This is a genomic window from Aeromonas sp. FDAARGOS 1402 (genome assembly GCF_019046925.1).
Lineage (GTDB): Bacteria > Pseudomonadota > Gammaproteobacteria > Enterobacterales > Aeromonadaceae > Aeromonas > Aeromonas caviae.
In genome coordinates this window covers 4,133,411-4,147,209 of record NZ_CP077201.1, presented here as the reverse complement: position 1 = coordinate 4,147,209, position 13,799 = coordinate 4,133,411, and the positions used below count along the sequence as shown (strand labels likewise).

Annotated in this window: 10 protein-coding genes; 8 read left to right on the top strand and 2 right to left on the bottom strand. The window is 62.5% G+C overall.

The annotated features are described in order from the left end of the window. The first annotated feature begins 50 nt into the window (after positions 1-50). From I6L32_RS19445 to I6L32_RS19410, 8 genes are all read left to right on the top strand, one after another. Positions 51-3,107: an FAD-binding and (Fe-S)-binding domain-containing protein gene (locus tag I6L32_RS19445; protein ID WP_216944373.1), complete on the top strand. Its 3,057-nt coding sequence runs from the start codon at positions 51-53 to the stop codon at positions 3,105-3,107. Beyond that, positions 3,107-3,595: a hypothetical protein gene (locus tag I6L32_RS19440; protein WP_216944372.1), complete on the top strand. Its 489-nt coding sequence runs from the start codon at positions 3,107-3,109 to the stop codon at positions 3,593-3,595. Before I6L32_RS19445 ends, I6L32_RS19440 begins: the two co-directional genes overlap by 1 nt. Positions 3,596-3,721: 126 nt before the next feature. Next, on the top strand, positions 3,722-4,183 hold the full coding sequence (locus I6L32_RS19435; RefSeq protein ID WP_216944371.1) for a hotdog fold thioesterase: 462 nt from the start codon (positions 3,722-3,724) through the stop codon (positions 4,181-4,183). Positions 4,184-4,363: 180 nt separating this feature from the next. Continuing rightward, positions 4,364-6,262, top strand: a complete 1,899-nt coding sequence (locus I6L32_RS19430; RefSeq protein ID WP_029314717.1) for a DEAD/DEAH box helicase — start codon at positions 4,364-4,366, stop codon at positions 6,260-6,262. 329 nt (positions 6,263-6,591) lie between these two features. Then, positions 6,592-7,074, top strand: a complete 483-nt coding sequence (locus tag I6L32_RS19425; protein WP_216944370.1) for a molybdopterin-binding oxidoreductase — start codon at positions 6,592-6,594, stop codon at positions 7,072-7,074. A gap of 1 nt (position 7,075) precedes the next feature. Continuing rightward, positions 7,076-8,992 carry a bifunctional diguanylate cyclase/phosphodiesterase gene (locus I6L32_RS19420; RefSeq protein WP_216944369.1) on the top strand — a complete coding sequence of 639 codons (1,917 nt, stop codon included), beginning with the start codon at positions 7,076-7,078 and terminating at the stop codon, positions 8,990-8,992. Between the two features lie 208 nt (positions 8,993-9,200). Beyond that, complete coding sequence (locus I6L32_RS19415) at positions 9,201-10,106, top strand: LysR family transcriptional regulator (protein WP_201997061.1); 906 nt, start codon at positions 9,201-9,203, stop codon at positions 10,104-10,106. Positions 10,107-10,210: 104 nt separating this feature from the next. Next, positions 10,211-11,404 (top strand): MFS transporter, encoded by a 1,194-nt coding sequence (locus tag I6L32_RS19410; protein ID WP_124244753.1) that lies wholly within the window; start codon positions 10,211-10,213, stop codon positions 11,402-11,404. A 63-nt stretch (positions 11,405-11,467) separates the two neighbouring features. On the opposite strand, the gene I6L32_RS19405 is transcribed toward I6L32_RS19410, so the two are convergent. Both I6L32_RS19405 and rnt read right to left on the bottom strand, forming a co-directional pair. Then, complete coding sequence (locus tag I6L32_RS19405; RefSeq protein WP_216944368.1) at positions 11,468-12,790, bottom strand: Na+/H+ antiporter family protein; 1,323 nt, start codon at positions 12,788-12,790, stop codon at positions 11,468-11,470. Between the two features lie 226 nt (positions 12,791-13,016). Further along, positions 13,017-13,679 (bottom strand): ribonuclease T, encoded by a 663-nt coding sequence (gene rnt, locus I6L32_RS19400; protein ID WP_216944367.1) that lies wholly within the window; start codon positions 13,677-13,679, stop codon positions 13,017-13,019. Between the last annotated feature and the right edge of the window lie 120 nt (positions 13,680-13,799).

The following is a 13,799-nucleotide window of genomic DNA, read 5'->3' as shown; positions in this document are numbered from 1 at the left end:
TCGTTGTCGCCGGAATGCCGGCATCAAGCAAAGGATGGGAACAAGGATTCATGATCCCGAGACTCGATTACCAGGACAGTTTGTCACCTACAACCCTGCAGTTTCTTGAGTTGCTGGCGCGATCAGCATTTCGTGGTGATATCGAAAAGTCTTATGCAAGCCGGTTGGCGATGGCGACGGATAACAGCGTCTATCAGGTCGTACCTCAGGCGGTTCTCTATCCGCGCAGTGCGGATGATATTGCGGTGATGCTCAAGCTGGCCCAGGGGCCCGAGTACGCAACCTTGAGTTTCTTCCCTCGCGGCGGCGGTACCGGCACCAATGGCCAATCCTTGGGCGGTGGCATTATCGTCGATCTCTCGCGCCATATGAACCAGATCATGGAAATTAATCTGGAAGAGGGCTGGGTACGGGCCCAGGCCGGGGTGGTCAAAGACCAGCTCAACGCCTATTTGAAGCCCCACGGCTACTTCTTCTCGCCGGATCTTTCCACCTCCAACCGCGCCACCTTAGGCGGCATGGTCAACACCGACGCCTCGGGGCAGGGGTCGCTGGTGTACGGCAAGACCTCGGATCATGTGCTCGGCCTCAAGGCCGTGCTGGAGAACGGCGATCTCATGGCCACCGAGCCGGTGACCGGCCAGCGTCTGGCGGACAAGCTGGCCCTCGAGACCCGTGAAGGGGAGATCTATCGCACCCTCTATCGCATCGGCCGCGAGCGGCGCGCCGACATCGAAGCCACCTTCCCCAAGCTCAACCGCTTTCTGACCGGTTACGATCTCAAGCACCTCTATCAGCCCGATACCGACACTCTGGATGTGAGCCGGGTGCTGTGCGGCTCGGAAGGCTCCTTGGGCTTCATCACCGAAGCCCGGCTCAACATCACCCCCATCCCGCGCTACCGCACACTCGTCAACGTCAAGTACGACAGCTTCCCCTCCGCGCTCAGAAACGCCCCCTTTATGGTACAGGCCCACGCCCTGTCGGTGGAGACGGTGGACTCCCGGGTGCTGGGACTGGCTCGCGCCGACATCATCTGGCACTCGGTGAAGGATCTCATCCAGGATGTGCCCGGCAAGGATCTGCAGGGGCTCAACATCGTCGAGTTTGCCGACACCGACGAGGATGCGCACAAGGCCAAGGTGGCGGAGCTGTGCCGGCGCATCGACGGCCTGCTGGCGCGTGGTGAAGCCGGGGTCATTGGCTATCAGGTGTGCGACCACCTGCCGAGCATCGAGACCATCTATGGCATGCGCAAGAAGTCGGTGGGGCTGCTCGGCAACGCCGAGGGGCGCAAGAAGCCGGTGGCCTTCACCGAAGACACCGCCGTGCCGCCGGAATCCCTGGCGGACTTCATCATGGAGTTTCGCGCCCTGCTGGACGCTCACGGCCTTGACTACGGCATGTTCGGCCACGTCGATGCCGGGGTGCTGCACGTGCGCCCGGCGCTGGACTTGTGCGATCCCGAGCAGGAGGTGCTGCTGCGGCGCATCTCCGATCAGGTGGTGGCGCTCACCGCCAAATACGGCGGCCTGATGTGGGGGGAGCACGGCAAGGGCTTTCGCTCCGAATACAGCCCCGCCTTCTTCGGCGAGCTGTGGGAAGAGCTGCAACGGGTCAAGGGGGCGTTCGACCCGGCCAACCGCATCAACCCGGGCAAGATCTGCATGCCTTATGGCAGCGGCGCTTCGCTTGTCTCGGTGGACGGGCCCAAGCGCGGCAAGTTCGACCGCCAGATCCCGATTGCCGTGCGCGAGAGCTATACACGGGCGCTGGATTGCAACGGCAACGGTCTGTGTTTCACCTTCGAGACCGACTCCCCCATGTGCCCCTCGGTCAAGATCAGCCGCGACCGCCGTCACTCCCCCAAGGGGCGGGCTGGCCTGATGCGTGAATGGCTGCGCCAGTTGTCGGAGCAGGGCTTCGATCCCCTTGCCGAAGAGGTGGCGCTGCAAAGCGGGGGTCTGCGCTTCAAGCAGATCGTCGACAAGTTCCGCAATACGGTGGCCCGCGCCCGGGGCGAGTATGACTTCTCCCACGAGGTGATGGAGGCGATGGAGGGGTGCCTTGCGTGCAAGGCATGCACCAGCCAGTGCCCCATCAAGGTGGATGTGCCCACCTTCCGCACCCGCTTCATGCAGCTCTATCACAGCCGATATCTGCGCGGCCCCAAGGATTACTTCGTGGGCACGGTAGAAAGCTATGCGCCCCTGCTGGCCAAGGCCCCCAAGCTGGTCAACTTCTTCCTCGAAAAAGAGTGGGCCCAGAAGGCGACCGAGAAGAGCATCGGCATGGTGGATGTGCCGCTGCTCTCCGTGCCGACCCTGGCCGAGGAGCTGCGGGATCACCGCGCCCGCTATTTCGATCTGCCGGGCCTCGAGGCCATGAGCCCCGAGCAGCGCCAAAAAGTGGTGCTCATCGTGCAGGATCCCTTCACCAGCTACTACGACGCCCCCGTGGTGCGTGACCTGGTGAAGCTGGCCAGCAAGCTGGGTTATCAGCCCTACCTGCTGCCGTTCAAACCCAACGGCAAGCCTCAGCACGTGAAGGGATTCCTGCGCGCCTTCGCCCGCACTGCTGCCAGCAGCGCCCAGTTCCTCAACAAGGTGGCGGCCCTCGGCATCCCCATGGTGGGGGTCGACCCCTCTCTGGTGCTCTGCTACCGGGACGAGTACGTGAAGGCGCTCGGCCCCGCCCGCGGCGATTTCCAGGTGCTGCTGCCCCAGGAGTGGCTGCTCTCCCTGCCTGCCGAGGCGCTGCCGCTGCGGGAAGAGGTTGGCACCGACCCCTGGTATCTGTTTGCCCACTGCACCGAGAAGACCGCCAAGCCCACCACCCACGGTGATTGGAGCACCCTGTTCGGCCGCTTCGGTGCACGTTTGCAGCCGGTGTCGGTGGGTTGCTGCGGCATGGCGGGCACCTATGGTCACGACGCCAAACAGGTGGAGAACTCCAAGGGGATCTACGGTCTGAGCTGGGCCGAGCCCCTGGCTCGCCTGCCGCAAGCCCGTTGTCTGGCCACCGGTTATTCGTGCCGCAGCCAGGTCAAGCGGATGGAGGGGGAGAAGCTCAAGCATCCGCTGCAGGCCCTGCTGGAACTGCTCTGATGCTCCACTTTCCCAAGGGATTCCGGGTGCCAAAGGCCTATCGGCACCCGCATTTTCTGTTGCTCCCCACCACGCCGTCCCAGGCCGTGGTGGAGTTTATCGCCATCCTGCGCGAGCGGGATCAGCTCCATCAGCTGTTTCGCCCGGACGATGTGTGGCCCTCCGCCAATTTCAGCCTGAGTCAGCACGAGGCCGACTTGGAGTGGCAGCACGCCGAGTTTCTGGCCAAGCGCTCCTTTGCCTATGGCCTCTGGAGCCCGGACAGGGAGCCCCGCTTCTGGGGCGGGGTTTACCTCTATCCGTCGGTGCTGCCGGAGGTGCAGGTGGAGCTCTTCTTCTGGAAGGTGGCCGAGGCGCCGCTCATGGACAGCGAACTCGAAGCCGAACTGCGCACCTGGCTCGGCAAGGTATGGCGCTGGTCCGAGCCGCGCCTGCCGGGGCGGGACGGTCCCTGGGCCGAGTGGCCAGGGGTGACCTATCCCTGGTGAGGGCAAACCTCGATGCAAGATGCCCCGGCGTGGGCATCTTTTTTTTTGCGTCTTTTTCGCCGACACTGCTGGTTTGCCGCTACAGCGCAGCGATAACCCGTTGATCACGCAAGGAGTCCGCTCACCATGAGTCAAGAAAGCAGCCCCATCTGGCGCAAACCCATGAGCCTGGAGGGGCTCAACGCCAGCTCCCGCAACACCCTGATGGCCCACCTCGACATCGTCTACAGCGCCTTTGGCCCCGACTGGCTGGAGGCCACCATGCCGGTGGATCACCGCACCCATCAACCACTCGGCATGCTGCACGGCGGCGCCTCCGTGGTGCTGGCGGAAACGCTGGGGTCGCTTGCGGCCAACATGGCGGTGGGAGCGGAGAGCTACTGCGTGGGGCTGGAGGTCAATGCCAACCACCTGAGGGCCAAGCGGGAAGGGGTGGTGACGGGGCGCTGCAGCCCGCTGCATCTGGGGACCACGACTCAGGTGTGGCAGATCGAAATTCGGGATGAACGTGGTCGTTTATTGTGCACCAGCCGATTGACCATGGCGGTGCTCAAGCACAAGCGGGACAAGGACTCTGGCGAAGCGTGATCCGCAATAACGCATCATGAGTGAAAAATAAGCAAGCCATAGTCGCGAGATCCCTCTATAATTGCCAACGTCTTGAGACACCTATCACATTTTTCAAGACAGCAGAACAAAGTGGCGCTATAATCGCCGCCTTTTTGCTATTCCGCGGTGTTAGCCGCCTGCCTTAATCTGGAAGAATCTATGTCTGATACCGAACAACTGCCCCTTTTTAGTGAGCTTGGACTGGCCGCGCCTGTATTGAAAGCGCTGCAGGACGTGGGCTATGAGCGCCCGTCTCCCATCCAGGCCGCAGCAATTCCCCACCTGATGGCGGGACACGATCTGCTGGGGCAGGCACAAACCGGTACAGGGAAGACCGCTGCTTTTGCCTTGCCTCTGTTGTCTCGTCTGGAAGCTGGTAACCGCAACACCCAGATCCTGGTGCTGGCCCCGACCCGCGAGCTGGCCCTGCAGGTGGCAGAGGCGTGCCAACGCTATGCCCACCACATGCCCGATTTCCACGTGCTGCCCATCTACGGCGGCGCTTCCTACGAAACCCAGACCCGCGCCCTGCGCCGCGGTGCTCAGGTTGTCGTGGGTACCCCGGGCCGCGTGATGGACCTGATCCGTCGCAAGAACCTGGACCTCTCCGGTCTGAAAGCCCTGGTGCTGGACGAAGCGGACGAAATGCTGCGCATGGGCTTCATCGACGACGTGGACTGGATCATGGATCAGTGCCCGGCCGGTCGTCAGGTTGCCCTGTTCTCTGCCACCATGCCGGAGCAGATCCGTCGTGTTGCCCAGAAGCACCTGAAGCAGCCCAAAGAGATCAAGATCGCCTCCAAGACCGCGACCGCAACCACCATTCGTCAGCGTTACTGGCAGGTGACCGGTCTGCACAAGCTGGACGCCATGACCCGTCTGCTGGAAGTGGAATCCTACGAAGCCCTGCTGGTGTTCGTGCGTACCAAGAATGCCGCCGAAGAACTGGCAGGCAAGCTGGCCGCTCGTGGTCACGCCTGTGAAGCGCTGCACGGTGACATCCCGCAGAAGCTGCGTGAGCGTACCGTAGACAAGCTGCGTCAGGGCCAGCTGGACATTCTGATCGCCACCGACGTGGTCGCCCGCGGTCTGGACGTTGAGCGCATCACCCACGTGGTGAACTACGACATCCCCTACGACACCGAATCCTATGTTCACCGTATCGGCCGTACCGGCCGTGCCGGTCGCAAGGGTGAAGCCATCCTGTTCGTGGCGCCGCGCGAGCGTCGCATGCTGCGTGCCATCGAGCACGCAACCCGTCAGGCCATCGAGCCGATGAAGATGCCGAGCACCGAGGACATCAACCAGCACCGTCTGGCCAAGTTCAAGGAGCGCATCCGCGAAACCATGATGGGTGAAGAGCTCGAGATCTACCACAACCTGGTGAACGAGCTGATCGAAGAAGATTCTGCCGATCCGCTGGAGCTGGCTGCTGCACTGGCCAAGCTGGTACAGGGCGACCAACCGCTGCTGCTGGATGACTCCATTCCGGATCCGGTGTTCAACGCTGGCAACGATCGCGGTGGCTTCGAGCGTCGTGAGTTCAACGATCGTGGCGGTCGTGACTTCGGTGACCGTGGCGATCGTCCGGCCCGTCGCATGCCGTCCCTCGAACCGCGTCCGCTGAAAGACAACCCGGACGTGGAGATGGAGCGCTACCGCGTCGACGTGGGTGCCCATCACGGCGTCAAGCCGGGCCAGATCGTGGGTGCCATCGCCAACGAGGCGAACATCGAGAGCCGCTTCATCGGCAACATCGACATCGCCGATGACTTCTCCACCGTCGATCTGCCCAAGGGCATGAGCGCCGAGGTGCTGGAAGTGATCAAGAAGGCCCGTGTCTGCCAGCGTCCGCTGCAGATCACCCGTTACACCGAAGTGCCGGCCGGTGGCAACACTGCTCCCCGTCCGCCCCGTGGTGATCGTCCGTTCCGTGGCGACCGTCCTTTCAACAAGGATCGCCGTCCCCAGGGTGACCGTCCCTTCAACAAGGATCGCCGTGAAGGCGGTTTCGACAAGGGTCGCAAATTCGGTGGCAACAAGCGCCGCGACAGCTAAACCCTGACTGCACTGATGAGAAGGCCGCTCCATGGAGCGGCCTTTTTTGTGTCTGTTTTTCAGATGCGTAGCGAAGATTGTCACCTTTTTCCGGCCGTGGTGGGCATCCGGTTTGATGAGGAGCCAGTGAAAAGAAAATGGTGCAATCCATTTGCCTGGGGGTGGCGCCTGGTGTCATTCTTTGGGAAGCGATTGGATACTTTGGGAAGACGCAGAATCGTTGCTGGTTGCAAACGACTGCGACTTTGGTCTGAAGGTGCATTCTGTTGTTTGCATATGAGTCAGCAGAGTGAGATGAATAAATAAACCGTATGACAGGGAGGTGCGTGATGGGCAAGTGGCTTGGCAAGGTGTTGCTGATATCTGGATGGCTCGTGTCGGGTATGGTGTTGGCGGAGGAGCCCTTCTTCAGAATTGCGGGGGCGGGGTGCTGCAATGGCAAGGGGGAGGTGGTGCTGACCCGTGCCGAGTTTGAGGCCTTGCCGCAGACGGAGGTTAAGACGGGGACGCCCTGGACCGAGGGGGTGCACCTCTATCGCGGGGTGTTGCTGCGGGACCTGGCCAGGATCTACGGTCTCAAGAGCCAGGAGGTCAAGGCCCTCGCGGTCAATGAATACTGGGCCGCACTGCCGCTGGAAGACGGGGAGAAGTACCCGGTGCTGGTGGCCGAGAAGCAGGATGGCAAGGCTCTGACCCTGCGCAACAAGGGGCCGCTCTGGGTCATTTATCCCCTCACCGACCATCCTGAACTCAACAAGGAGCTCTATCACAGCCGGATGGTGTGGCAGCTGACGGCGCTGGAGAGCAAATAAGATGCTGCGCGGCAAGTTCTTGAGCCTGATCCTGATGGTGACCACCTTTTTGGGGGTGACCCTCTGGTCGGTCTGGAACTATGACCGCGCGTTCAATGCGGTGACGCGTTACACCCAGCTCTCCGCCTGGGCATTGGCCCAGCTCGAGCTGGAGATCCACGCCTTCGAAGAGGGTTTGAAGCTCTATCGTGCCGGTGCCGCCAGCCGGGAGGAGATGAACAAGCGCTTTGACATTGCCTGGAACCGGCTCGATGTCTTCCTGCACGGGGAGGAGGCAAAGTCGGTCAGGGCCCGATTCGGCGCGGACAAGGCAGTCGGCAAGATCCTCGCCCTCTTCGAACGCTATGAGCAGGATGTGGTGCAAGGGGAGCCGGATTCCCCCGCACTCAAGATGCTCACGGCCGCGCTCGATGACGAGATGCGCGGGGTGCGGGACGTGATGGTGAAAAACTTCACCGGGCCCTCTGCCATCGCCCAGCGTGAGCTGCTCAACGAGTCGAGAACCCAGAACTTCTTCATCCTGGGATTTCTGATGCTGGCGACCATGGTGATGTTGATGGTGCTGTTTCGCGAAGTGCGCCGCCAGCATTTTCTGGCGTGGAACGATCCCCTCACCCGTCTCCCCAACCGGGCGGCGCTCATCAAGCACCTCCAGCAGTGGACCAGCCACCCCGGTCGGCGCAGCAGCATCACAGTCTGCCTCATGGATCTGGGGCATTTCAGGGAGGTCAATGACAGTCTGGGTTACGAAGTGGGGGACGCCTTGCTCAAACGGCTTGCGGAGCGGATCCGCGCCGCCTCTGGTCAGGGGATCTTCGCTGCCCGTACCGGCAGTGACGAGTTCACCCTCATCATCACCGGCACCATGCCCACCTATCTGCGCTTCCCGTTTCTGGAGCAACTGCGCAGCGAGCTGGCGGATCTGGTGTTTGCTGCCGATCCGGCGCACCGGGTCCGGGTCTTCATGGGCACCAGCCAGTACGTGAAACCGGATCATTCACCGGAAGAGATGCTGTTGTTTGCCGATATAGCCCTCGACAGCGCCAAGCGCAAACGGCTGAATCGCAATGTGCTCTTCTCCAGCAGCATGTATCAGCACTATCAGCGCAAACGCCGGCTGTCGACCGAGCTGCGGGAGCTTATCCACTGCCCGCAATGCCCGCAACTGGCCCTTTACTATCAGCCCATCGTGCGCGGCCAGAGTGTGGTTAGGCTGGGGGCCGAGGCGCTGATCCGCTGGCATCATCCGGAATATGGCTTTATTGCCCCCCTCGACATCATCTCGCTGGCAGAAGAGAACGGGTTGGGCGAGGCGCTCGGGGGCTGGATCATCCGGCGCATGCAGCTCGATCTGTCCGGCTTCCCGGAGGAGGTGCTAGCACCGCTCGAGATCTCCATCAACCTTTCCAACTCCATGTTCAACATGGGGTTGGCCAGGGAGATTGAAGAGAAGATGGAAGATGGGCCGTTGGGGCTGCACCAGTTGATAGTGGAGCTGACCGAAACCATCGCCCTTGATGACATCGCCCTCAGCAAGCAGATCATTCACTCCCTGCGCCAGATAGGGGTGCGGGTGGCCCTCGATGACTTCGGGACCGGCTGGTCCTCGTTCTCTTACCTGCGTGAACTCTATTTCGACAAGCTCAAGATAGACAGATCCTTTATCACCGCGATCGACAGTGACACCCGGCAGGCGCTCTTCGTCGAGACCATCACCACCCTCTCTCATCAGTTGGGGGTGCGTGTCGTGGCAGAAGGGGTGGAAAACAGCGATGAGCTCAAGGCGGTGCTCACCATAGGGGTGGATGAGATCCAGGGTTATTTCTACTCGCGTCCCTTGCCGCTGCCGGAGTTCATGCAGTTCTGTCACCGCTATTTCGCCCACAGTGCCGCCATTCAGGAAGTGGCACTGGGGTAGCCTTGGGGCAATCGAGCTCATGTAGCCTTGTCTTCGAGTCCCTCTGTTCGATCGTTCCTGGTTGATATTTCATCCCGACACCTTTCTCCCATGGCAGGACCGCCCATGACGCGGCTTTATTGTGCCTCCTGCCAGAACGAGGGTGCGAGAGGACAGGCCCGGTGCTACCTTGTGCCACGAACAGTGCCACAGGGCAGAGGAGCCATAAATGGATCGCTTGGGGGTGATGGAGGTGTTCGTGCTGGCGGTGGAGACCGGCTCGTTTTCGGCGGTGGCCCGCCGACTGGGGATGGGGCAACCCACGGTTTCCAGATTGATTGCCCAGCTTGAGGCGCACCTTGGCAGCCGCCTGTTGCTGCGTTCGACCCGGGGGCTGGCGCCCACCGAGGCCGGAGAGGCCTACTATCTGCGGGCGAGAGAGATCCTGGCCCAGGTCAACGAGGCCGATGCCATGGTGCAGCAATGCCGGGCCGGGCTGAGCGGGCGTCTGCGGGTGAGCGCTCCCGTCACCTTCGCCCGCCTGCATATCATTCCCCATCTTGCCGGTTTTCTGGTGGCTCACCCGGGACTGGATCTGGAGATCCTGCTGGATGACGGCAATGTGGATCTCATTTCGGCGGGCATCGAGGTGGCTCTGCGGATCGGCAAACAGGCCGACTCGTCGCTGGTCGCCCGCTGTCTCGCCCGAAGCGACATGCGGGTGTTGGCGACGCCGGCCTATCTGGCCGCCAAAGGAGAGCCTGAGACCCCTCAGGCTCTGCAACAGCATGATCTGGTGCTTTACAGTCCACGGCCCGGAGTGGGGCAACAGTGGCGATTTCGCCGCGGCGTCGAAGAGAAGGTGGTTTCCGGAGAAGGCAGGCTGACGGTCTCGGCGGCCGAGGGCATGCGCGCAGCCGTGCTGGCAGGACTGGGGCTCGGTATCGCCTCGGAGTGGATGTTTGCCCCCGAGCTTGCCCGCGGCGAGGTGGTGGCGGTGCTGCCCGAGTGGCAACTGCCCATGCAGGAGCTCTGGACCCTGCTCCCGGCAGGTCGCCAGCCTGGTGCCAAGGCGAGCGCCTTTCTGGCATTCGTGACCGGCCTGCCCGGGGTGGGGCATGCACCAGCGGAATAACTGTTATGGTCCCCACCGCTCTACTGGTGGCGACGCTCCCCGGGTAGGCTGTGCGCATGGTGCCCGTATCCTGGCGGGAGCCCTTCTACCACGAGGAGAAGATCATGAGTACATCGCCTTCTGCCGGAGGGGCCGCAACCCCCGGCCCCTCCCTACTCTTCGCCATGGCCCTGTCATGCGGCCTGGCAGTTGCCAACATCTACTACAACCAGCCCATGCTGGCGGTGATGGCGCAGGACTTTCCCGGGCACTCGGGCATGCCATTGATCGCCATGCTGACCCAGCTCGGCTATGCCATGGGTCTGCTTTTGCTGGTGCCGCTTGGCGATGTAGTCGAGCGCCGCTGGCTCATTCCGGGGCAGTTTGCACTGATCGCGCTGGCTTCCCTGCTGGCGGCCACGGCCGCGAGTGCCACCACCTTGATGCTGGCCTCCGTCCTGCTCGGTATCGGGGCCACGGCGGCCCAGCAGATAGTTCCGGTGGCGGCAACCCTGGCAGATCCCGCCCGCCGTGGTGCCGTGGTCGGCAGCGTGATGAGCGGCCTGCTGGCCGGGATACTGCTCAGCCGCACCGTCGCCGGCCTGGTCACCGCCTATGGCAGTTGGCGCGCCATGTTCTGGCTGGCCATTCCCCTGGCCCTGTCGGGGGCCCTGCTGATGGCCAGGATGATACCGTCTGGATTGCCGCGCTCTCCCCTCGGTTATGGCCGTCTGCTTCACTCTCTGGTCGGTCTGTGGCGCGAGGAGCCCGCCTTGCGCCGCGCGACCCTGACCCAGGCCTTGCTGTTTGCCTCCTTCAGCGCCTTCTGGACCGTGCTGGCGTTCTACCTGGCCGAACCTGCCTATGGGTTGGGGGCCGACATGGCGGGTCTGTTCGGCGTCATCGGGGTGGCTGGGGTGGTGGCGGCCCCTCTGGCAGGCCGGATGGCGGATCGGTTGGGGGCCAGACCAGTGGTATTGGCCGGTGCCGTGCTGGTGGTGCTTGCCTGGATCTGCTTCGAGCTGTGGCTCTCTCTGGCCGGGCTGGCGTGCGGGGTCATCTTGCTGGATCTCGGAGTGCAGAGCGCACTCATCGCCCATCAGCAGCGCATCTATGGTCTGAGACCTGAGGCCAGGGGGCGCATCAATACCCTCTTCATGACCGGCATGTTCCTGGGGGGAACCCTCGGCTCCAGCCTGGGGATGCTGGTCTGGCAACAGGGACACTGGATCGGGGTGGGAGCAGCCGGCATGGGGTTGGCCTTGGTGGCCTGTCTCTGCGCCCTGGCCAGCAGGCGGGGGCTGCAACCGGCCATCTGAGGCATGTGCAAGACAAGAAAGGCGACCTCGGGGTCGCCTTTTGTCTGTCTGCTCGGGATGGTCTCAGAGCACCATGGCGGCAATCCAGCCGAAGATCACCAGGGGGATGTTGTAGTGGATGAAGGTTGGCACCACGCTGTCCCAGATGTGGTCGTGCTGACCGTCGGCATTGAGGCCCGATGTGGGGCCGAGCGTCGAGTCGGAGGCGGGGGAACCCGCGTCCCCCAGCGCGCCCGCGGTGCCCACCAGGGCGATGGTCGCCATGGGCGAGAAGCCGAGGTGGATGCACAGGGGCACATAGATGGTGGCGATGATGGGCACGGTGGAGAAGGAGGAGCCGATCCCCATGGTGATGAGCAGGCCCACCAGCAGCATCAGGAAGGCCGCCAGTCCCTTGTGACCGGCCATCATGCTGGAGACGGACTGCACCAGACTCTCCACCCCGTGGGTCTCCTTCATGACGGCGGCGAAACCTGCGGCGGAGATCATGATGAAGCCGATGAGGGACATCATGCGCACCCCCTGGGTGAAGGCATCCTGGCTCTCGCGGAATTTGATGACGCCGCCGCAGGTGAAGATGATGAAGCCTGCGAGCGCCCCCAGCACGATGCTGTTGGTCATCAGTTGCAGGCCGAGTGCCACGGCGATGGCCAGCAGGGCGACCCAGATGTGGTTGAGATTGAGCTCGACCGTCTCGGGTTCGGCGGCCAGGATCTTCTCCAGATCATACTGACGCGGCTTGCGGTAGCTGAAGAAGACGGCGATGAGCAGGCCGAGGAACATGCCGAATACCGGGATGGCCATCGCCAGGGGCAACTGGCTGAATTCCACCGGTACGCCGTTGTCGACGAGATTCTTGGCCAGGATGTTGTTCAGGAAGATGCCGCCAAAGCCGACCGGCAGCAGCATGTAGGTAGCGGTCAGGCCGAAGGTGATGACGCAGGCCACCTGACGGCGGTCGCTCTGCATCTGGGCCATGACATGCAGCAGCGGCGGGATCAGGATGGGAATGAAGGCGATGTGCACCGGGATCAGGTTCTGGGAGGAGACGGAGACCGCGAGCACCGAGGTGAGCAGCAGGCTCTTGACCCAGAGAATGCGGGTGCTGCTAGCATCCTTGCCGAGCTGGTTGATGACCTTGCGGGCCAGCAGATCGGTGATGCCGGAGCGGGAGATGGCTACCGCGAACGCCCCCAGCATGGCGTAGGAGAGGGCGATTTCTGCACCGCCGCCCAGGCCGCCGGTGAAGGTGCTGAGGGTCTGCTCGAGGGAGAGTCCGCCGAGCAGGCCACCCACGATGGCACCGATGGCGAGGGAGACCACCACATTGATCCGCAGCAGGCTGAGCACCAGCATCAGCGCCACCGCGATAACAACAGGATTCATTTGATTTCCTTATGGATTGTGTTGCTGTCAGTCGTGTGAAAGCCAGCTAGTTTGCGAAAAACAGGCTAAATGTCGAGAAAAAAATCGGCGGATCCCGGCCAAGGGACGCATCTTCTGCTGGAGGTGAACGGGAACCGGGAAAATGGTCCTTCTTCGTTGCCCAGACAGGTCCCCTCATGCAGACAGGCTGCCATGGGCAGCCTGTCTGGGCAGGGGCTGGGAGTGTTCAGCCCTCGTCTTCGGTGTCCGTCGTTTCATCCGGGTTGGCCAGAGGCCAGCCTCCCAGGCTCTTCCAGCGATTGACGATATGGCAGAAGAGCTCTGTGGTGCGCTCGGTGTCGTAGAGGGCCGAGTGGGCCTCTTTGTTGTCAAAGGGGATATTGGCGCTCTGACAGGCCTTGGCCAGCACCGTCTGCCCCAGGGCAAGGCCCGAGAGGGCGGCGGTGTCGAAGGTGGCGAAGGGGTGGAACGGATTGCGCTTGAGGCTGGCCCGCTCGGCGGCGGCCATCACGAAGCCGTGGTCGAAGGTGGCGTTGTGGGCCACTATGATGGCGCGACCACAATCCTGCTCCTTCATGCCCTTGCGCACCCCCTTGAAGATCTCGGTGAGTGCTTCCTTCTCGTCCACCGCGCCCCGCAGCGGGTTGAAGGGGTCGATGCCGGTGAACTCCAGCGCCGCTTTCTCCAGATTGGCGCCCTCAAAGGGCTGGACATGAAAATGGAAGATCTGGTCAGGGACGAGCCAGCCCTGCTCATCCATCTTGAGGGTGTGGGCGGCTATTTCCAGCAGGGCATCGGTCTTGGCATTGAATCCGGCGGTTTCAACATCGATGACGACGGGGTAAAAGCCGCGAAAACGGCCCTTGAGGGTGTGAACGGCGTCGGTCATGGTATCTCGGTCGGCGTGAAAGGAGGCGGCATTATGGCAAAAAAGCGTGCCCTTGTCCCTTATCTGCCGCCATGGGACGGCAAGAGGGCCATTTTGAAACACCTGTGCTTATAATGGGCG